Genomic DNA, 16,818 nt, shown 5'->3' on the forward strand with positions numbered 1-16,818 from the left:
ACTGGGAGACTCGAGGACGTGCAGCAGGGCGACACTGACGACGTACGCATCGAACGCCTCGGGCCGGTGGGCCGGATCGTGCTGGACCGCCCGCGGGCGCTCAACGCGATCACCCTCGGGATGGTCGAGCGGATCCACGCCGCGCTCGAGGAGTGGCGTGACGCCGGGCTGCGCGCCGTCGTCGTGGAGAGTGCCTCGGACCGCGCGTTCTGCGCCGGGGGCGACATCCGCAGGGTCCGCGAGAACTCGCTGGCCGAGCGGCACGACGAGAGCATGCGCTTCTTCGAGACGGAGTACGCCGTCAACGCGCTGCTCGGCAGCTATCCGGTCCCCGTCGTGGCGCTGGTCGGCGGCATCTGCATGGGCGGCGGGATGGGTCTGTCGGTGCACGGCACCTTCGTCGTGGTCTCGCCGCAGGCCTCCTTCGCGATGCCGGAGACCAAGATCGGCTTCTTCCCCGACGTCGGCGGCTCCCACTTCCTGCCCCGCCTCCCCGGCCACACCGGCCGCTACCTCGGCCTGACCGGTGCGCGCATCGGCGCGGCGGACGCCCTCGCCCTCGGCCTCGCCACCCACGCCTGCTCGGCCGCGGACCTGGCCCGCCTTCCCGACCTGATCGCCGCGTACGACGGCCCGCTCGAGCAGCTGCTGCGCGAGCTGGCACCCTCCTCCCCGGGACCGGCCGGGTCGCTGGCACCGGTGCGGCCCGAGCTGGAGTGGGTGTTCAGCTCGCCCGACCTCGCCGGCATCTCCGAGCGGCTGGCGCGGCTGGTCGGGGACGGTGGGGCGACGTCGGCCTGGGCGGCGCAGACGCTCGCGGCGCTGGAGGCGGCGTCGCCGTACAGCCTGGCGATCACCGACCGGCTGCTCGTCGAGGGCCGCGGCCGCACGCTCGAGGAGTGCCTGCAGGCCGAGCTGGTGACCGCGGCGGAGATGATCCGCAGCGCCGACTTCGTCGAAGGCGTGCGGTCGGTGCTGGTCGACAAGGACCACGCGCCGGTGTGGTCGAGCCCGGTGCCCGACTGAGTCAGACCAGCTCCGCGACCAGCGCCTCGACCCGGCGCCGGATCTCGTCGCGGATCGGGCGGACGGCGTCGATGCCCTGGCCGGCCGGGTCGTCGAGGACCCAGTCCTCGTAGCGCTTGCCGGGGAAGAACGGGCACTCGTCGCCGCAGCCCATGGTGATCACCACGTCGGCCTCGCGGACAGCGGACTCGGTGAGCACCTTCGGCTGCTCGGCCGCGATGTCGATGCCCTCCTCGGCCATCGCCGCGACGGCGACCGGGTTGACCTGGTCGGCCGGCTGGGACCCGGCGGACAGCACCTCGATGCGGTCGCCGGCGAGGTGCTGCAGGAAGCCGGCGGCCATCTGCGAGCGACCGGCGTTGTGGACGCAGACGAACAGCACGGTCGGTGGGACGGTGGCGGTCATCGGGACTCCTCGGTAGCGGGGTGGAGGACGTGGAGGGCGAGCGCGGCGAGGGCGCCACCGACGACCTGGAGCAGCACGAACGCCGGCACCGACGACGGCGCGATGCCCGCGAAGGTGTCGGACAGGGTCCGCGCGATCGTCACGGCCGGGTTGGCGAAACTGGTGGAGCTGGTGAACCAGTACGCCGCCGCGATGTAGCCGCCGACGGCGTACGCGACCGTCTCGATCCGGTCCGAGCGCAGCGCCCCGAACACCACGAGGACCAGGCCGAACGTGGCGACCGCCTCGGCGAGCAGCACGCCGCCGCCGTCGCGGGTGTGGCCGGAGATGTCGACCGCGTCGAGGTCGAACATGAGATTGGCCGCGACCGCGCCGAGGCAGCCGCCGACCAGCTGGGCGCCGACGAGCGCCGCCGCGTCGGCGGTGCCGATCCGGCCCAGAGCGCGTTCGACCAGGGTCACGACCGGGTTGAACGACGCCGACACCGGCTGGAACGCGATGATCAGCGCGACCAGGGCGGCGCCGGTGGCGAGGCTGTTCTCCAGCAGCTGGAGGCCGGTGTCGCCGGGGGAGAGGCGGGTGGCGGCGATCCCGGAGCCGATCACGGCCGCGACCAGGAACGCCGTACCGAGCAGCTCGGCGAGGGCGCGGCGGGCCAGAGGGGGGAGGTTCACGTCGCACATCTTGACCGCGGCGAGATCACTCAGTCAAACTTGAGACAATGAACATTGAGCAAAGTCTCGATCTGGATCGCCGGGTCGCGGTCCACGCCGCGCTCGCCGACCCGACTCGGCTCCGGGTCGTCGACCTGCTGAGCGTCGGCGACGCCGCGTCGTCGGAGCTCTCCGTGCGCCTCGGCACGCCCTCCAACCTGCTCGCCCACCACCTCAAGGTGCTCGAGGGCGCCGGGGTCGTGACCCGCCACCGCTCCGAGGGCGACGGCCGCCGCAGCTACTGGCGCCTGGTCCCCGGGACGGTCGTACCCGCGCCGAGGCCGTCGCTCGCCCGCCCGGGACGTGTCGTGTTCGTCTGCACGGCCAACACCGCCCGCTCCCACCTCGCCGCCGCCCTGTGGCGCCGCGCCAGCGCGATCCCGGTGACCTCGGCCGGCACCCGGCCCGCGACCCGGGTCGCCGCCGGTGCGCGCGCGGCCGCTCGCCGCCACCACCTCGACCTGCCCGACGTCGCGCCCCAGCACCTCTCCGCCATCGGTACGCCGACCGGTGGCGAGGACCTCCTCGTCACCGTCTGCGACCTCGCCCACGAGGAGCTCGGCACCGACGCCGCGCTGCACTGGTCGGTCCCCGACCCCGTGGCCGCGGGCACCCGGGCCGCGTTCGACCTCGCGCACGACGAGCTCGCCCGCCGGGTCGAGGTCCTCGTACCGCTCCTGGCGCGGCCGTCCTGACCGCGCGGCGGGCTCAGATCGAGGCCGGCGCGCCGACGGCCTCGACCGTGCCATCCACGTCGCACACGGCGGCGAGCGTGTTGTAGACCGTCCCGAACTTCCGCAGGTTCTGGTGCACGAGGTCCACCCGGCGTGTGGGCTCGTCGGTGACGATGCGGAGCCGGTAGCGCACCTCGACGAACCTGGGCGGCGCGTCCTGGCGCCGGGCGGTCACCTCGACCTCCGCCTCGTCGTACCCGAACCCGACGAGCTCGCGACAGCGGGCGAGGTTCTTCAGCAGGCAGGTCGCGAAGGCCGCGGCCAGCAGCTCGGCCGGTCCGGGCGTGCCGGGCTCGCCGGGAGGCCAGCTCGCGTCGACCGTGAGGTCGGTGCCGCCCACGGTGACGCGGGCCCGGTCGGTGTTCGTCGTCGCGTGGACGTGGTACTCGGTCGGTGCGCTCACACAGGTCAGGCTCCTCGCCGGACCGCCGTGGCGGTAGGGACCTCGGTCCTGCGCCGGGCAGTACCCATGGCGAGGAGCGCTCCGCTCAGGCGCCGGCCGGAGCCCGGCCGATCTCGAGCAGCTCGACCGGGGCCGGGGCGGCCGGGGCGCAGCAGCCGCCGCCCGCGCTCGCCGGGTCGTCGAACACCCCGGCGCCGCCGCACACCCCGGTGTCGGGCAGCACCAGCTCGACCCGCGCGGCCGCCTCGTGGTCGCCCGCGATCGCCGCGACGACGCTGCGGACCTGCTCGTAGCCGGTCAGGGCGAGGAAGGTCGGCGCCCGCCCGTAGGACTTCATGCCGACCAGGTAGAGGCCGGACTCGGGCTGGGCGAGGTCGGCGGCGCCGGTCGCCTGCACCGAACCACAGGAGTGGATGTTGGGGTCGATCTCGGCCGCGATCCGGCGCGGGGCCTCCAGGGTGGGGTCGAGGTCCAGGCGCATCTCGGACAGGAAGGACAGGTCGGGGCGGAAGCCGGTCAGTACGACGACCGCACCGGCCGGCGGCAGGGCGCGGCCGTCCTCGGCGAGGACGATGGCCTGCCCGTCCTGCGTCCTGATCTCGGCTGTCCGGAAGCCGGTGACGAGCTCGACCGCTCCGGACTCGACGGCACGCCGGGCTCGCTGGCCGAGGGCGCCGCGCTCGGGGAGCTGGTCGGCGGCGCCGCCGCCGAAGGTGCCGGTGCCGACCGCGCGCCGGATCGCCCAGGTGATCCGGGTGCCCGGGTGCGCCTCGGCGATCTGGACCAGCTCGTGGATCGCGTTGAAGGCCGAGTCGCCGGACCCGATGACGACGGTGTGCCGGCCGGCGTACCGCTCGGGGTGGGCGCGGTCCGGCACGGCCGAGGTCAGCAGGTCCGCGGCGGCCCGCTCGCCCAGGGCGGGGATGCCGTCCGCGCCGGCGGGGTTGGGCAGCCGCCAGGTGCCGGACGCGTCGATCACCGCGCGGGCCTCGAGACGGGACTCGTGGCCCGTCGCGTCGGTGACGTGGACGGTGAACGGCTGCGCGTCCCGGTCGGCGTCGACCAGCCGGTCGCGGCCCTTGCGGGAGACGCCGGTGACCCGGGCGTCGTACCGCACCCGGTCGCCGAGTGCTGCTGCAAGCGGGGCGAGGTAGCCCTCGATCCACTGCGCGCCGGTGGGGTAGCCCGTGCTCGGCGCCGTCCATCCCGTCGGTGCGAGCAGTCGTGCCGAGGCGGCGTCGACGAGCTCGGGCCACGCGGAGAACAGCCGCACGTGACCCCACTCGGCGACCGCCGCAGCCGGGCCGGCGCCCGCCTCCAGCACCAGTGGCTCCAGGCCGCGCTCCAGCAGGTGGGCCGCGGCCGCCAGGCCCTGGGGGCCGGCGCCGATCACCACGACGGGCAGCTCGTTCATCGTCACTCCTCGATCCTGTTCCATCGATGGTCCATCGATGTTCTTCGATGGGATCACTCTAGGCATTCATCGACAGATGTCAATGGGTGATGCAGAATGGAGCCATGACCTCATCGCTGCCGGTCCTCCAGCCCGACGACCTCGCGGCCTGCTGCTCCCCGGTCACCGGGGGGCGCGTCAGCGACGAGGCCGCCGCGACGCTCGCGCGGATGTTCAAGGCGCTCGGTGACCCGACCCGGGTCAAGCTGCTGTCGCTGATCGCGGCCGCCCCCGACGGGGAGGCATGCATCTGCGACATGACCGAGCCGGTCGGGCTGAGCCAGCCGACCGTGTCCCACCACATGAAGCTGCTGGTCGACGCGGGCCTGGCCACCCGCGAGCAGCGCGGTCGCTGGGCCTACTACCGCGTCGCGCCCGAAGCGCTGCGCTCCTTGGCGGGCGCGTTGGCGCCGGTCGGCGCCTGACGACGGTAGCGCCAGGCCGGCAGGAGCGCCGCGCCGAACAGCACGGCGGAGACGGGCAGCAGGTCCAGGTTCGCCGAGACAGTCAGCGTCGCGGCGAGGGCCAGGAGCGGGAACGCCCACCACCGGCGGTGCTGCTGCGCTCGGGCCGTGACGGCGAGCAGCGTGACGAGCCCGCCGAGGAAGAGCAGCGGGCCGACGAGGCGGAGCGGGTCCGGCAGGTCGGGCAGGCCGGGGAACAGGTCGGTGAGCGTCACCCAGGTGAACGCCCCGATGCCTGCGAGGGTCGCGATACCGGCCCCGCGGGCGCGCCCGGACGGCCGGGACGGCCTCGCCATGGCGACCGCGAGGATCGCGAACCCGACCCACGTGGCCAGGAACGCGGCGTGGCCCAGGTTCCACCACAGCCCCGGACCGTGGTGGTGGTCGCGGCCGTCCAGCCAACGGCAGCCGGCGTACAGGAGCAGCGCGACGGGGACCGTCGTGCCGGCGGCGCGACGTACTCGCGCGCTCACGAGCGCTCCTGCCCGTGCGCCCCGTGCGCCCCGTGCGCCGTCAGCGGGAAGCGGGCGTCGAGGCGCGGTCCGAGCACCGACCGCTCGAGGAACCGCAGGGCCAGCAGTCCGCCGATCCAGTACGCCGGCACCAGCAGGATCACCTCGCCCGAGCTCGACGGCGAGCCGACCGCGATGATCGCGACGGCGGTGACGACGACCCCGAGCGCGACGTACAGGTAGCGCCAGCCGCGCTGGGCACGCTCGGCCCTCGCCCGGGCGGCCCGCTCGTCGGCGATGCGCTGGTCGAGGCCGTCGACGGCGATGCCGAGCCGGTCGCTCTCCACCGACGCGAACAGGTCCCGCACACTCACCTCGAGCGCGGTCGCGACGAGCGAGAGCGTCTCGAGGCTCGCGTCGTTGCCGGCCTCGAGCCGCTGGATGGTGCGTACGGCGACCCCGCTCGCCTCGGCCAGCCGCTCCTGGCTCCAGCCTCGTGCGGTGCGGAGGTCCCGGATCCTCGGTTCGTTCATCTCGATCGCCTTTCGTGCGTCGGTCGTGGAGATTCAACCGTGGTCGACCGCGCGGCCGGGGACCACGACAGGCACCCGCCACCCGCCCGCCACCCACCCGACAGCCGCCTGACAGGGCTCCGACAGGGCTCCGACAGGGCTCCGACGGCGAGCCGGATTCGTCGGGCGGCCCGGCGCCCCCTTAGGCTGGAGGCACGAAGGGGAGTAGTCCTCAACGGCTGTGTCGACACACTGGACCGCGTGCGGGCCCGGCACAGCAGGCCACCGAAAGGTGGCGGACGAGACTTTCGACCAGTTGTGCGACCTGTTGTGAAACGGACGTGCCTGGTCGAAGGCACGTCATCGCGACGGGATCCTCGGCCGGGTGCCGGAGAGGAAACCTGATGTACGCGTTCTTGTTGAGCACCGCGGTGATCTTCGTGGCCGAGCTCGGCGACAAGAGCCAGCTCATGGCGATGACCTTCGCCACCCGCTACCGCGCCCGCGACGTGCTGATCGGCCTGACCGCCGCGACCGCCGTCGTGCACCTCGTGTCGGTCGGCATCGGCTACGCGATCGGTGACGCGTTCGCCGACTACCAGGGCACGATCGAGGTGTGCGCGGGCATCGCGTTCCTCGGCTTCGCGCTGTGGACGCTGCGCGGCGACGAGCTGACCGAGGACGACGAGCGCAAGGCCGCCAGCGCCACCGGCCGCGCCGTCCTCGTCGTCGCCGTGTTCTTCTTCCTCGCCGAGCTGGGCGACAAGACCATGCTGGCGACGATCACCCTCGCCACCCAGGAGGGCTGGTTCGGCACCTGGCTCGGCTCGACCCTCGGCATGGTCGCGGCGGACGCGCTGGCCATCGGCGTCGGTGCGGTCCTCGGCAGGCAGCTGCCCGAGAAGGTCATCACGTACGGCGCCGCCGCGCTCTTCGCGCTCTTCGGCCTCGTGCTGATCGCCAGTGGGGCTGGTTGGATCTGAGGGTGAGGTCCACCCTGCGGGATCGCCCCGTCTGGACGCCCTGGCGCACCGTCTTCGCGTTCGGGCTGGTCAGCCTCGCGGCCGACATGGTCTACGAGGGCATGCGGGCCATGGCGGGCCCGTTCCTCGGCAGCCTCGGTGCGTCGGCGCTGACGGTCGGCCTGGTCACCGGCGCCGGCGAGGCGGTGGCACTGATGTTCCGCCTGGTCACCGGGCCGTGGGCGGACCGGAGCAACCGGCACTGGCGGCTGACCGTCGTCGGGTACGCCATGACCGCGGTCTGTGTGCCGCTGCTGGCCGTCACGCCGTTCCTCGGGAGCGCCGGGCTCGCGGTCGCCGCGACGCTGATCGTGCTCGAGCGCACCGGCAAGGCGGTCCGCAGCCCGGCCAAGTCCGCGCTCCTGGCGCGGATGGCGACCTCGACCGGGCGCGGGAAGGGGTTCGCGGTCCACAAGGCGCTCGACCAGGTCGGCGCATTCACCGGACCGCTGCTGCTGGCCGGGATCGCCGCCCTCACCGGGCTGCTGTGGCCCGGCTTCGCGGTGCTCGCGGTCCCCGGTGCGCTGGCGATGTTGCTGCTCGCCCAGCTGCGTCGCCGGGCGCCGATCGCGACCCGGGCCGACCCGGACGCCGCCGACCTCCCGGCCGCAGGGAAGCCGCGCAGCGCCTGGGCCGAGGTCCGTGCGGCCGCGGTCGGCGCCGACCTGCCGCGCACCTTCCACCTGTTCTCGCTGTCGGCGGCGCTCACCACCGCCGGCCTGATGACCTTCGGTGTCATGTCCTACCGCTTCGTCGAGGCCGGCCTGGTCGCCGCGGCCGCGGTCCCGCTCGTCTACGCGCTCGCGATGGGTGTCGAGGCGCTGGCCGCGCTGGCGACCGGCGGGATGTTCGACCGCTGGGGCGGGCGGGTCCTGCTCGTCGTACCCGTCCTGGTCGCAGCGGTGCCGCTGTGCGTCTTCACCGACCAGCTCGTGCTGGTGCTCGCCGGCGTCGTGGTGTGGGGTGCGGCGACCGGTGTGCAGGACTCCACTGTGAAGGCGTACGTCGCCGATCTGGTCCCGGCCGGGCGCCGGGCGACGGCGTACGGTGTGTTCGCCGCCGTGCAGGGCATCGGTGCCCTCGTCGGCGGTGCCGTCGCGGGCGCGCTCGTCGACCACCACGTGAGGCTGCTCGCGGTGGTGATCGGCGTGCTGCAGGTGGTCGCGGCGGTGCTGCTGTGGCGGACGACCCGGAGGAGATGAGATGGAGGTCGTGCTGCGGCCCGTCGTGGCCGAGGACCTGCCGCTGCTGGCGGTCGGCGAGGCACCGTTCGACGACTTCGGGCCGCGGGTGCCCCGCACCGAGCCCTACTCCCCGGTGCTGCGCGAGCCCGGCGGGATGGCCGTCTGCGACACCGACGGCCTGCTGCTCGGCAGCGTCAGCTGGATCTGGCAGCAGTGGGGCCCGATGCCCGAGTCGCGTAACCCGATGATCGGCATCGGGCTGCGTCCGGAGGCGCGCGGCCGCGGCGCGGGGACGGCGGCCCAGCGGGCGTTGGTCGACCTGTTCTTCCGGCACACCAACGTCAACCGCGTCGAGGCCAGCACCGACGTGGAGAACCTCGCCGAGCAGCGCGCCCTGGAGAAGGCGGGCTTCACCCGCGAGGGCACGGTCCGCGGCGCCCAGTGGCGCGCCGGCGCCTTCCACGACTGCTACTCCTACAGCATCCTGCGCGCGGACTGGGCCGGGCGGACGGACTGATGCGCCGCGGCCGTCCGGATCCCTGGTACGCACGGCCCGCCACCGGGGGCGCGCTCGACCCCGTCCCACCGGAGTCCTCGACCGCGGGGCCGCTGGCGCCCGGCGCCACCGGCCCGGCCGCCGTACCGACCGGGCACCCGAACCGGCTGCGGCAGAGCCTGCGGATCACCGCCGACCTCGGCGGGGAGCTCTTCGCCGGCGCCGGCCTCGGCGAGGCGTTCTCGTTCGCCAGCCTGCTCGACCCGCGACCGGTCGTGGTGACCCGGCACCCCGAGCACGTCCGCTCGCTGTTCGCCGCCCACCCCGACGTGGCGCCCTCGCTCGCGGGCGAGTCGCCGGTGCGCCCGATCCTCGGGCTGTCGGTGCTCACCGCCGTCGGCGACCAGCACCGGCGCCGCCGCAAGCTGATGATGCCGTCCTTCCACGGCGACGCGATCGCCCGCTACCGAGCGGAGATCGAGGCCGCGACCCGGCGCCATCTCGACCGCTGGACCACGGGTACGGCGTTCCCGCTGGCCGCCACCACGCAGGCGATCACGCTCGACGTGATCATGAGCGGCGTCTTCGGCATCGACCATCGGGCCGCGCCGGAGGAGGCGCGGCTGCGGCACGTCGTACGCCAGACGCTGCGGCTCTCGGTCGGTCCGCTCGCCCAGCTCGCCGAGCTGCTCAACCTCGACCGCGAGGAGTCGGTCGGGCCGCAGAAGTGGATCGTGCGGCGCCTCGACACGGCGATGTACGACGTGATCGCGGCGCGTCGCGCGGCCCACGAGCCGGGCGCCCGGCACGACATCCTCGGCCTGCTGCTCGATGTCCGCGACGAGGACGGCGCACCGCTGACCGACCTCGAGCTGCGCAACGAGCTGCTGACCCTGGTCCTCGCCGGCCACGAGACGACGGCGAACTCGATCGCCTGGACCTTCGAGCGGCTGCTGCGGACGCCGGCCGCCGACGACCGCCTGCGCGACGTGGTGCGCTCGGGCGAGGACCCGGACGGGTACGTCGAGGCGACGATCACCGAGTCGATGCGGGTGCGCCCCGTCGTTCCCCTGATCGGGCGGCGGGTGCGGGTGCCGTGGCAGCTCGGGGACGTCGTGGTGCCGCCTGACAGCCGCCTGCTGGTGGGGATCCTGCTGCTCCACCACCGCGACGACCTCTACCCGGACCCCTTCCGGTTCGCGCCCGAGCGGTTCTGTGGCCGCAGGCCGGGCACGCACGAGTGGCTGCCGTTCGGTGGCGGGACGCGCCGCTGTCTCGGAGCTGCGCTGGCGATGGAGGAGCTGCGGATCGTCGTACCCGAGATCGTGCGGCGGGCCGACCTGGTCCTCGACGATCCCGCGCCGGAACGGCCGATCCACCGCAACGTGACGATGATCCCCGGTCGCGGCGGCCGGGTCCGGGCGGTCGCGCTGCGCCGATGACCGGCGTTGACATGCAAGCAATGACTTGCCTATCGTCGCGCCATGACCGCCGACGTGTTCCGGGCCCTCGACGACGAGACCCGGCGCCTCATCCTCGACGCCCTGGCCGAGCGTGACGGCCGGTCGCTGTTCGAGATCTGCACGGTCCTGGCCATGAGGCACGGGATCGGGTCCAGCCGGCAGGCGATCTCCCAGCACCTCGCGGTGCTCGAGGAGGCGGGCCTGGTCACCACCGAGCGCCAGGGCCGCACCAAGCTGCACCACTTCGACCGCACCCCGCTCGCGGCCATCGCCGAGCGCTGGGCCGCCACCCCGACCGACCCGGAGGACACCCCATGAGGATCAACCTGACCAGCATCTTCGTCGACGACCAGGCCGCTGCGCGGAAGTTCTACACCGAGGTCCTCGGCTTCCAGGTCCGCCACGACATCCCGCTCGGCGACGCCGCGTGGCTCACCGTCGTCTCGCCGGATGCCCCGGACGGGCCGGAGCTGCTGCTCGAGCCGTCCGGCCACCCGGCGGTCAAGCCGTACCGCGACGCGCTGGTCGCCGACGGCATCCCGCTCGCCCAGTTCGCCGTCGACGACGTCGAGGCCGAGCACGCCCGGCTGACGGCGCTGGGGGTGCGGTTCACGCAGCCGCCCACCGACATCGGCAACGCGTACGTCGCCGTGCTCGACGACACCTGCGGCAACCTCGTCCAGATCCTCGCGATGAAGCCCTGATCCCGTCGCCGCGAGCGTGGACGCCGCGGTTGACGCCGACGGTGGTCAAGCACCAGCGTGGAGGGACCACACCGACTCGGAGGTGTCCCCATGCGTGCCATCGCCCGCGCGGTTCGCGCGGTCCTCGCGCTGCTCGTCGTCACGAGCGCGCTCGTCGCCGCCGGCCCGCGGGAGGCCTCGGCGAACGCCCCCGACCGGCAGGTGCGACCGATGGGGGACGCCTACGAGTCCGCCGTGCTGGCGGCGATCGACCGGCGCCGGGCACGCCGCGGACTGCACGGGCTGACCGCCTCCGACTGCGTCGACGACCTCGCCGAGTCGCGGTCGCGGAGGATGGCGGTGCGTGACGAGATGGTGCACTACCCCGGGCTGGGCAAGGTCTTCGGCCACTGTGGCGGGCGCCGGGTCGGCGAGATCATCGCGCGCGGCAAGGGCTTCGGTGACCCGGCCGTCGTGGTCCGCGCCTGGATGGACTCGCCGTCGCACCACGAGGTGATCGTGCGGCCGTCGTACCGCCAGGCGGCGGTGGGTGCGTGGCGTGACGGGCGCGGGGTCGTCTACGTCAGCGTGATCTTCCGGGCGCCTGCCGGGTGATCAGAAGGCCTGCGGGCCGATCCGCTCGACCGCGACGAAGACGGCCAGGGCGAGCAGGACGACGTTCATCGCGATGCTCTGCGGCTCGCCGCGGCGGGCGTGGACGACGATGCCGCCGAGCATGATCACGGCCAGGCCGATGGCGGCGGCGGGGACGAGGCCGGTCGCGACCTCGAGCGCGCCGGGCAGGACCATGCCGAGGGCACCGAGCACCTCGCTCGCGCCGATCAGCTTGATCAGGGCGGCGGGCGTCGACTCGGCCCAGCCCATCCGCGGATCGGCGGCGAGCTGCTCCTTCGACCGGGCCAGCTTCGACGTACCCGAGACCAGGAACAGCGCGGCCAACAGGCCGGTGGCGATCCACACGACGAGGTTCATGAGGCCCGACCCTAGAACCCTCGAACAGCACCCACGGACCGGCGGGTCACCCTGGTCACGCCCACCGCGGTGCGCGGGTGCACCTAGCTGGCGGGGAGCCGGATCGAGAACCTGCAGCCGGTCTGCGGATCGAGGTTCGCCACCGACACCTCACCCTCGTGGGCCTCGACGATCCCCCGGACGATGGCCAGCCCCAGACCAGCCCGTCCGGTCAGGGCGCCGGCGTGCGTGTCGGACGGGCTGCGCGCCGACGAGCCCTGCCAGCCCACGTCGAAGACCGAGGTCATGTCGGCGTCGGGGATCCCGCCGCACTCATCGGTCACGGAGAGCTCGACGCCGCCGGCGACGACCGAGGCCACGACCTCGACCGCCCCGTCCGGCGGCGTGTGCCGGATGGCGTTCACGATCAGGTTCGAGATCGCGCGCGACAGCGCAGCGGCATCCGCGCTCACCCGGATCTCGTCGGCCACCTCACCCCCGAGGCGTACCCGACGCGTCCGGGCCACGGGGTCGGCGCCGGCGAGCGCCTCGCTCACCAGGTCACGGAGCACGACGGACTCACGCCGGGGCACCAGCGCGCCGGCGTGGATCCTCGACAGCTCGAACAGGTCGTCGACCATCAACGTCATGGTGTCGACGTTGCTGGTGATCTTGCGCAGGTAGACCGCGGGATCCGGGGCCATGCCGTCCTCGATGGCCTCGGCCATGGCACGCAGTCCGGCCAGCGGGGTCCGCAGGTCGTGGGACACCCAGGAGACGAGGTCGCGGCGCGACTGGTCCAGGCGCTGCTCACGCTCGCGGGAGGCGGCGAGGTCGGCCCGGGTCTCGAGGAGCGCCTCGGTCAGCTGCCGGAACTCGGCCGGTCCGGCCGGCTGCCCGATGTCGGCGTCGCTCCCGGACCCGAGCGCCCGGACGTGGCGGCCCACGCGCGAGGCCCAGCGGTCCACGGCGATACCGATGCCGTAGGCGACCAGTCCCGTGACCACCGCGGCGGCACCGCCGGCGTACGTCGCCACGGTGAGGTCGTGCTGGGACAGGAACATCAGCCGGGTCAGCGCGAGCAGACCGGCGTACGGCGCGATCACGGCCACCAGGACGAGCACGGCGAGGTGCCAGCGCAGGGACCGCGTCCGGGTGAGCCAGCTGGTCGCGAGTCCGGCCAGCCCGACCAGCAGCGCGCAGCCGGCGGCGACCAGGATCACCTGTCCCAACGCGGTTCCGGTCATGAGCCCGCCCCGTCCCGCATCGCTCCGAGCGCCGCTGCCGCAGCCGGCTCCCACAGGTAGCCCACACCCCACACGGTGACGAGGCGGGCGGGGTGGGAGGGCTCGGCCTCGACCTTCTCGCGCAGCCGGCGCACGTGCACGGTGACGGTCGACCGGTCACCGATCGACCACCCCCACACGTTCTCGAGCAGGTCGTCGCGGGAGAAGGTCACTCCCGGGTGCGCGACCAGGTAGCGCAACAGGTCGTACTCCCGCCCGGTCAGGGTCAGGCCCTCGCCGCGCAGCACCGCTGACCGTCGCGGGTGGTCGATGACGAGGTCGCCGTCGACCAGTCGGTCAGGCAGTCCCGGGGCCGAGGCGGAGCTGCGGCGCAGCACGGACTCGACGCGGAGCGCGAGCTCCCGCGCCGAGAACGGCTTGCTGACGTAGTCGTCCGCGCCGAGCTCGAGGCCGGCGACGCGGTCCAGCTCACCACCGAGCGCGGTGAGCATGATGATCGGGACGCTCCGCACCGCGCGGAGCCGGCGGCAGACCTCGAGCCCGTCGATGCCGGGCAGCATCAGGTCGAGCACGACCAGGTCGGCCGGTCGTCGCGCCATCGTCTGCAGCGCGCTCTCGCCGTCACCGGCCTCCACCACCTCGTGGTCGTGCGCGCGGATGTAGCTCGACACGACCTCGCGCACCGTGGGGTCATCGTCCACCACCAGCACCCGCGCCATGATCACCCCCTGCGGCCGTTCTCCTCGAGCCTAGGACCACCAGCGACCGTGCGCCGAGCCCCACGACCACCAGCGCGACGACGCCCAGCCATCCGCCGACGTAGTCACGGTCGAGGAGGGTCGGGTTGTCGGGCCGTCGACCCCACCCGCCGAGCACGGGGACCGCCACCAGCGTGAGGGAGCCGACCAGCAGCAGGCCCGTTCCGATCGCGTCCCGCGCGGCCCGGCGGCCCGCGGACGCGACGCCCCAGCGGTCGAGCGCCCAGCCGGCGGCAAGGCTCACGGGAGCGATCACCGCGTCGTGCACCACGACGCCGGCGACCAGCCACAGCACGACCGCGAACCAGCGATGGGGCGGCACGGTGGTGAGGACGAGCCATCCGCCGTACCCGATCGCTGCGACGCCGACGGCGACCAGCAGACGCCTCATGCCCGCACCTCGATCCGGGTGACCCACTTGGTCTGCAGCACGCCGGGACGGTCGGGCGCGATCAGCCGGGCCGGGTAGCCGTGGTCGAGGTCGAGCGGGTCGCCGTCGAGCCCGAGGGCCAGCAGCGTGTCGGGGTGGGTCGCGAAGTTGGCGGGCAGGAGGCTGGTCGCCCAGCCACCGCGGCGTTGCAGGGACATCACCCGCACGTCGGCGCCCTGCGGTGCTCCGACCTGGTCGAGCAGGTCGCGGAGCGGTACCCCGGTCCACCGTCCCGACGCGCTCCAGCCCTCGACGCAGGCGATGGGGAGGTCGCGGGTGCGTTGCCGCAGCGCCTGCAGGTCGGCGAGGGTCAAGGTGAGCGTGCGATCGCCGTGCACGACGGTCAGTCGGTACGCCGGACCCACGTCGTCCGCGGTCACCCCCGCGGCGCGTGCGGACCGGTTGACGGGGATGCCTTGGGGCCCGTCTCCGGAGCGCACGGCGAACAGCGACACCTTCCGCAGCGCCGGGACCGCCGCGCCGGCGGTCAGCAGGGCCGCTGCTCCGGCCGCGAGCCAGGTGGTCCGCAGCAGGGCCCGACGGCTGAGCGCGCCCGGCTGTGTCGCCTCCGGCCGGTCGAACAGCGTGTCGTCGACGGGCCGGGCGAGCACGCCGCTGATGACCGGCAGCTTCACCCCGATGTGCACGACCAGCGCGCCGATCGCCAGCCAGGCGACGGCGTAGTGCACGTGCCGGAAGGAGAACGGCCACGGGTACCACTGGGCGGTGTTCGCGAGCCCCGTGGCCAGCTGGAAGATCGCGGCCGCGACCAGGATGCCGATCGACGCCTTCTCGACGGCGTGTCGGCCCAGCGCGGCCAGTTCGGCCCGAGAGCGCCCGGCCGGAAGTCGGAGCTCGAACAGGCGGGGGTAGACGGCCCAGAGCTTCACGAGCAGCAGCGGCACTGCCATCGTTCCCGACGTCACGTGCAGACCCTGGGTGACCCGGTAGCCCCAGCTGGGAGCGGTCGGGAAGGGGATCGGCTGGTGCCCGGCCTGGGCGTAGTGGCTGACCAGCCCGGTGGCGAAGGCGATGGAGAAGCAGACGCCCAGCCAGGTGCCCACTCGGGCAGCGACGGCGGCGCTGCGCAGGCGGGAGTGGAAGGACGGTGCGGTCGGCCTCATCGGCGTCCCTTCCCGAGGACGGCGTACCAGCGTGACCCGAGGCACTCCACCGTGCGGACCGTCAGGCCGGCGCGGGCAGCGAGGTCGGCGATGTCGTCGACGCCGACCACGGCCCACCGGAACGGTCGGCTGCGCGTCGACCCCGAGGCGAGGCTCGCCCAGACGACACGGGCCGGGATCCCGGGCTCGGCGAGGTCGACGACCACGCTCCCGACAGGGGCGAGCAGCTGCGCGACGCGGACGAGCAGGGCGACCGGATCCCCACCGATGCCGACGTTCCCGTCCGCGAGCAGCACCGTGGACCACCGTCCCTCGGCCGGGACGTTCGCGAACACGTCGCGCAGCAGGGCCGAGGCTCCTCGCCGGTTGGTCTGCTGCACGGCCTCGGCCACGACGTCGATGCCCAGCACGATCTGTCCGCGCTCGGCCAGTGCCGTGGCCATCCGACCGGGGCCGCACCCGATGTCCAGGGTCGGTCCGTCGCAGAGGTCGAGGATCGCGAGGTCGAGCGGCCCGGCCGGCGCGGTCCACTCACCCACCGGTACGACGGTCGGTTCCGGGTGCAGGCCGATGACCGTGCAGTCGCCGCTGCGCAGCGCCGCTGCGAAGGTGTCGGCGAAGGACGACTCGGCCTGCATCAGGGCACCTCGCGGGTCTGCCACGACCTCGCGAACCGCGACCGGGGTGCGGTCCGGGCCACCACTGCGGCGTCGGCGATCGTGTCGACGTCGCGCAGGGTGCGCGTCGTCACGACTCCCGAGGCGAGTGCGGCGATCGTGCGCGCGCAGGTGTCCGGCTGCGACATCGGCACCGTGCGCAGGCGCGCGGCCAGGGTCGGGTCCTGGAGGCCCAGCAGCCACCAGCCCCCGTCGTACGCCGGCCCGACCACGGCGTCGTGCGCCTCGAGGAGATCGGCCGCGGCCGTCAGGTCGGCCGGCGTCACCTGGGGCGTGTCCATGCCGATCTGGAGCACCGGCCCCGGCGTCGCGGCGTGGGCCGTCGCCAGCCGGTCCGCGAAGGTGCGACCCCGCTGGGCCCGAACCGTCCACCGCGCGAGGGCGGAGGAGATCTCCTCTCCGCGCACGGCCGCGGCCAGGTCGCCGGCGAGGGCGAGGTGGCAGGAGGCGGCTCCGACCGCGGCGACGCAGGTGTCGATCGTGTCGAGCAGCGCCGCTGCGGCGAGTCCGGCCGCGGTGCGGTCGCCGACATCGCGCGCGAGACGCGTCTTCACCAGCCCGGGCACGGGCGCCTTCGCGGTCACCAGGATCCTCACCCC

Annotated in this window: 23 protein-coding genes; 10 read left to right on the top strand and 13 right to left on the bottom strand. The window is 73.9% G+C overall.

Annotated features, from left to right (window positions below):
• Positions 1 to 18: 18 nt before the first annotated feature.
• Positions 19 to 1,026, top strand: a complete 1,008-nt coding sequence (locus FBY23_RS01820; protein WP_141796585.1) for an enoyl-CoA hydratase/isomerase family protein — start codon at positions 19 to 21, stop codon at positions 1,024 to 1,026.
• 1 nt (position 1,027) lies between these two features.
• Here FBY23_RS01820 and FBY23_RS01825 read toward each other — a convergent pair whose 3' ends face one another.
• Together FBY23_RS01825 and FBY23_RS01830 are read right to left on the bottom strand one after the other, a co-directional pair.
• Positions 1,028 to 1,432, bottom strand: a complete 405-nt coding sequence (locus FBY23_RS01825; RefSeq protein WP_141796586.1) for an arsenate reductase ArsC — start codon at positions 1,430 to 1,432, stop codon at positions 1,028 to 1,030.
• Positions 1,429 to 2,115 (bottom strand): aquaporin, encoded by a 687-nt coding sequence (locus FBY23_RS01830; protein ID WP_141796587.1) that lies wholly within the window; start codon positions 2,113 to 2,115, stop codon positions 1,429 to 1,431. The genes FBY23_RS01825 and FBY23_RS01830 overlap by 4 nt, the downstream gene beginning before the upstream one ends.
• A gap of 38 nt (positions 2,116 to 2,153) precedes the next feature.
• On the opposite strand from FBY23_RS01830, the gene FBY23_RS01835 reads away from it, so the two are divergent.
• Positions 2,154 to 2,840, top strand: a complete 687-nt coding sequence (locus tag FBY23_RS01835) for a helix-turn-helix domain-containing protein (protein ID WP_141796588.1) — start codon at positions 2,154 to 2,156, stop codon at positions 2,838 to 2,840.
• Positions 2,841 to 2,853: 13 nt separating this feature from the next.
• On the opposite strand, the gene FBY23_RS01840 is transcribed toward FBY23_RS01835, so the two are convergent.
• Together FBY23_RS01840 and FBY23_RS01845 are read right to left on the bottom strand one after the other, a co-directional pair.
• Complete coding sequence (locus FBY23_RS01840; protein ID WP_160158132.1) at positions 2,854 to 3,282, bottom strand: OsmC family protein; 429 nt, start codon at positions 3,280 to 3,282, stop codon at positions 2,854 to 2,856.
• An 85-nt stretch (positions 3,283 to 3,367) separates the two neighbouring features.
• Positions 3,368 to 4,696: an NAD(P)-binding domain-containing protein gene (locus FBY23_RS01845; protein ID WP_141796590.1), complete on the bottom strand. Its 1,329-nt coding sequence runs from the start codon at positions 4,694 to 4,696 to the stop codon at positions 3,368 to 3,370.
• Positions 4,697 to 4,800: 104 nt separating this feature from the next.
• Between FBY23_RS01845 and FBY23_RS01850 the strand changes: the two genes are divergently transcribed.
• Complete coding sequence (locus tag FBY23_RS01850) at positions 4,801 to 5,160, top strand: metalloregulator ArsR/SmtB family transcription factor (protein WP_141796591.1); 360 nt, start codon at positions 4,801 to 4,803, stop codon at positions 5,158 to 5,160.
• On the opposite strand, the gene FBY23_RS01855 is transcribed toward FBY23_RS01850, so the two are convergent.
• Positions 5,097 to 5,672 (bottom strand): hypothetical protein, encoded by a 576-nt coding sequence (locus FBY23_RS01855; RefSeq protein WP_141796592.1) that lies wholly within the window; start codon positions 5,670 to 5,672, stop codon positions 5,097 to 5,099. The genes FBY23_RS01850 and FBY23_RS01855 overlap by 64 nt on opposite strands.
• Positions 5,669 to 6,184, bottom strand: a complete 516-nt coding sequence (locus tag FBY23_RS01860; RefSeq protein ID WP_141796593.1) for a helix-turn-helix domain-containing protein — start codon at positions 6,182 to 6,184, stop codon at positions 5,669 to 5,671. The genes FBY23_RS01855 and FBY23_RS01860 overlap by 4 nt, the downstream gene beginning before the upstream one ends.
• A 383-nt stretch (positions 6,185 to 6,567) precedes the next feature.
• Between FBY23_RS01860 and FBY23_RS01865 the strand changes: the two genes are divergently transcribed.
• The 7 genes from FBY23_RS01865 to FBY23_RS01895 all read left to right on the top strand — a co-directional run bounded on the left by FBY23_RS01865 (position 6,568) and on the right by FBY23_RS01895 (position 11,626).
• A complete protein-coding gene (locus FBY23_RS01865; protein WP_141796594.1) occupies positions 6,568 to 7,146 on the top strand; it encodes a TMEM165/GDT1 family protein in 579 nt (192 codons plus the stop codon).
• Between the two features lie 2 nt (positions 7,147 to 7,148).
• Entirely contained in the window at positions 7,149 to 8,387 is a 1,239-nt protein-coding gene (locus FBY23_RS01870) for an MFS transporter (protein WP_260805690.1), read from the top strand.
• A 1-nt stretch (position 8,388) separates the two neighbouring features.
• A complete protein-coding gene (locus FBY23_RS01875; protein ID WP_141796595.1) occupies positions 8,389 to 8,886 on the top strand; it encodes a GNAT family N-acetyltransferase in 498 nt (165 codons plus the stop codon).
• Complete coding sequence (locus tag FBY23_RS01880) at positions 8,886 to 10,307, top strand: cytochrome P450 (RefSeq protein ID WP_141796596.1); 1,422 nt, start codon at positions 8,886 to 8,888, stop codon at positions 10,305 to 10,307. Before FBY23_RS01875 ends, FBY23_RS01880 begins: the two co-directional genes overlap by 1 nt.
• Positions 10,308 to 10,349: 42 nt before the next feature.
• Complete coding sequence (locus FBY23_RS01885) at positions 10,350 to 10,646, top strand: helix-turn-helix transcriptional regulator (RefSeq protein WP_141796597.1); 297 nt, start codon at positions 10,350 to 10,352, stop codon at positions 10,644 to 10,646.
• Positions 10,643 to 11,032 (top strand): VOC family protein, encoded by a 390-nt coding sequence (locus tag FBY23_RS01890; protein WP_141796598.1) that lies wholly within the window; start codon positions 10,643 to 10,645, stop codon positions 11,030 to 11,032. Before FBY23_RS01885 ends, FBY23_RS01890 begins: the two co-directional genes overlap by 4 nt.
• Positions 11,033 to 11,122: 90 nt before the next feature.
• Positions 11,123 to 11,626 (top strand): CAP domain-containing protein, encoded by a 504-nt coding sequence (locus tag FBY23_RS01895; protein ID WP_141796599.1) that lies wholly within the window; start codon positions 11,123 to 11,125, stop codon positions 11,624 to 11,626.
• Here the strand turns inward: FBY23_RS01895 and FBY23_RS01900 are convergent, their stop codons facing one another.
• From FBY23_RS01900 to FBY23_RS01930, 7 genes are all read right to left on the bottom strand, one after another.
• Entirely contained in the window at positions 11,627 to 12,004 is a 378-nt protein-coding gene (locus FBY23_RS01900; RefSeq protein WP_141796600.1) for a DoxX family protein, read from the bottom strand.
• A gap of 83 nt (positions 12,005 to 12,087) precedes the next feature.
• A complete protein-coding gene (locus tag FBY23_RS01905; RefSeq protein WP_141796601.1) occupies positions 12,088 to 13,230 on the bottom strand; it encodes a sensor histidine kinase KdpD in 1,143 nt (380 codons plus the stop codon).
• A complete protein-coding gene (locus FBY23_RS01910) occupies positions 13,227 to 13,949 on the bottom strand; it encodes a response regulator transcription factor (protein WP_141796602.1) in 723 nt (240 codons plus the stop codon). Before FBY23_RS01910 ends, FBY23_RS01905 begins: the two co-directional genes overlap by 4 nt.
• On the bottom strand, positions 13,921 to 14,379 hold the full coding sequence (locus FBY23_RS25845) for a hypothetical protein (protein ID WP_160158133.1): 459 nt from the start codon (positions 14,377 to 14,379) through the stop codon (positions 13,921 to 13,923). The genes FBY23_RS01910 and FBY23_RS25845 overlap by 29 nt, the downstream gene beginning before the upstream one ends.
• Positions 14,376 to 15,542, bottom strand: coding sequence for a molybdopterin-dependent oxidoreductase (locus tag FBY23_RS01920; RefSeq protein ID WP_141796603.1), 1,167 nt, complete (start codon positions 15,540 to 15,542; stop codon positions 14,376 to 14,378). The genes FBY23_RS25845 and FBY23_RS01920 overlap by 4 nt, the downstream gene beginning before the upstream one ends.
• On the bottom strand, positions 15,539 to 16,180 hold the full coding sequence (locus FBY23_RS01925; RefSeq protein WP_141796604.1) for a methyltransferase domain-containing protein: 642 nt from the start codon (positions 16,178 to 16,180) through the stop codon (positions 15,539 to 15,541). Before FBY23_RS01925 ends, FBY23_RS01920 begins: the two co-directional genes overlap by 4 nt.
• Positions 16,180 to 16,815, bottom strand: coding sequence for a DUF2064 domain-containing protein (locus FBY23_RS01930; protein WP_222117690.1), 636 nt, complete (start codon positions 16,813 to 16,815; stop codon positions 16,180 to 16,182). The genes FBY23_RS01925 and FBY23_RS01930 overlap by 1 nt, the downstream gene beginning before the upstream one ends.
• Positions 16,816 to 16,818 lie beyond the last annotated feature (3 nt).

Origin of the sequence: Nocardioides sp. SLBN-35 (genome assembly GCF_006715725.1) — a bacterium.
GTDB lineage: Bacteria > Actinomycetota > Actinomycetes > Propionibacteriales > Nocardioidaceae > Nocardioides.

What these genes read in the sequence shown, in the direction of transcription:
- FBY23_RS01885 (WP_141796597.1), top strand. Translation starts at nt 10,350, where the DNA reads ATGACCGCCGACGTGTTCCGGGCCCTCGACGACGAGACCCGGCGCCTC.
- FBY23_RS01895 (WP_141796599.1), top strand. Translation starts at nt 11,123, where the DNA reads ATGCGTGCCATCGCCCGCGCGGTTCGCGCGGTCCTCGCGCTGCTCGTC.
- FBY23_RS01830 (WP_141796587.1), bottom strand. Translation starts at nt 2,115, where the DNA reads ATGTGCGACGTGAACCTCCCCCCTCTGGCCCGCCGCGCCCTCGCCGAG.
- FBY23_RS01925 (WP_141796604.1), bottom strand. Translation starts at nt 16,180, where the DNA reads ATGCAGGCCGAGTCGTCCTTCGCCGACACCTTCGCAGCGGCGCTGCGC.
- FBY23_RS01845 (WP_141796590.1), bottom strand. Translation starts at nt 4,696, where the DNA reads ATGAACGAGCTGCCCGTCGTGGTGATCGGCGCCGGCCCCCAGGGCCTG.
- FBY23_RS01850 (WP_141796591.1), top strand. Translation starts at nt 4,801, where the DNA reads ATGACCTCATCGCTGCCGGTCCTCCAGCCCGACGACCTCGCGGCCTGC.
- FBY23_RS01865 (WP_141796594.1), top strand. Translation starts at nt 6,568, where the DNA reads ATGTACGCGTTCTTGTTGAGCACCGCGGTGATCTTCGTGGCCGAGCTC.
- FBY23_RS01835 (WP_141796588.1), top strand. Translation starts at nt 2,154, where the DNA reads ATGAACATTGAGCAAAGTCTCGATCTGGATCGCCGGGTCGCGGTCCAC.
- FBY23_RS01900 (WP_141796600.1), bottom strand. Translation starts at nt 12,004, where the DNA reads ATGAACCTCGTCGTGTGGATCGCCACCGGCCTGTTGGCCGCGCTGTTC.
- FBY23_RS01905 (WP_141796601.1), bottom strand. Translation starts at nt 13,230, where the DNA reads ATGACCGGAACCGCGTTGGGACAGGTGATCCTGGTCGCCGCCGGCTGC.
- FBY23_RS01920 (WP_141796603.1), bottom strand. Translation starts at nt 15,542, where the DNA reads ATGAGGCCGACCGCACCGTCCTTCCACTCCCGCCTGCGCAGCGCCGCC.
- FBY23_RS01890 (WP_141796598.1), top strand. Translation starts at nt 10,643, where the DNA reads ATGAGGATCAACCTGACCAGCATCTTCGTCGACGACCAGGCCGCTGCG.
- FBY23_RS01825 (WP_141796586.1), bottom strand. Translation starts at nt 1,432, where the DNA reads ATGACCGCCACCGTCCCACCGACCGTGCTGTTCGTCTGCGTCCACAAC.
- FBY23_RS25845 (WP_160158133.1), bottom strand. Translation starts at nt 14,379, where the DNA reads ATGAGGCGTCTGCTGGTCGCCGTCGGCGTCGCAGCGATCGGGTACGGC.
- FBY23_RS01875 (WP_141796595.1), top strand. Translation starts at nt 8,389, where the DNA reads ATGGAGGTCGTGCTGCGGCCCGTCGTGGCCGAGGACCTGCCGCTGCTG.
- FBY23_RS01880 (WP_141796596.1), top strand. Translation starts at nt 8,886, where the DNA reads ATGCGCCGCGGCCGTCCGGATCCCTGGTACGCACGGCCCGCCACCGGG.
- FBY23_RS01860 (WP_141796593.1), bottom strand. Translation starts at nt 6,184, where the DNA reads ATGAACGAACCGAGGATCCGGGACCTCCGCACCGCACGAGGCTGGAGC.
- FBY23_RS01910 (WP_141796602.1), bottom strand. Translation starts at nt 13,949, where the DNA reads ATGGCGCGGGTGCTGGTGGTGGACGATGACCCCACGGTGCGCGAGGTC.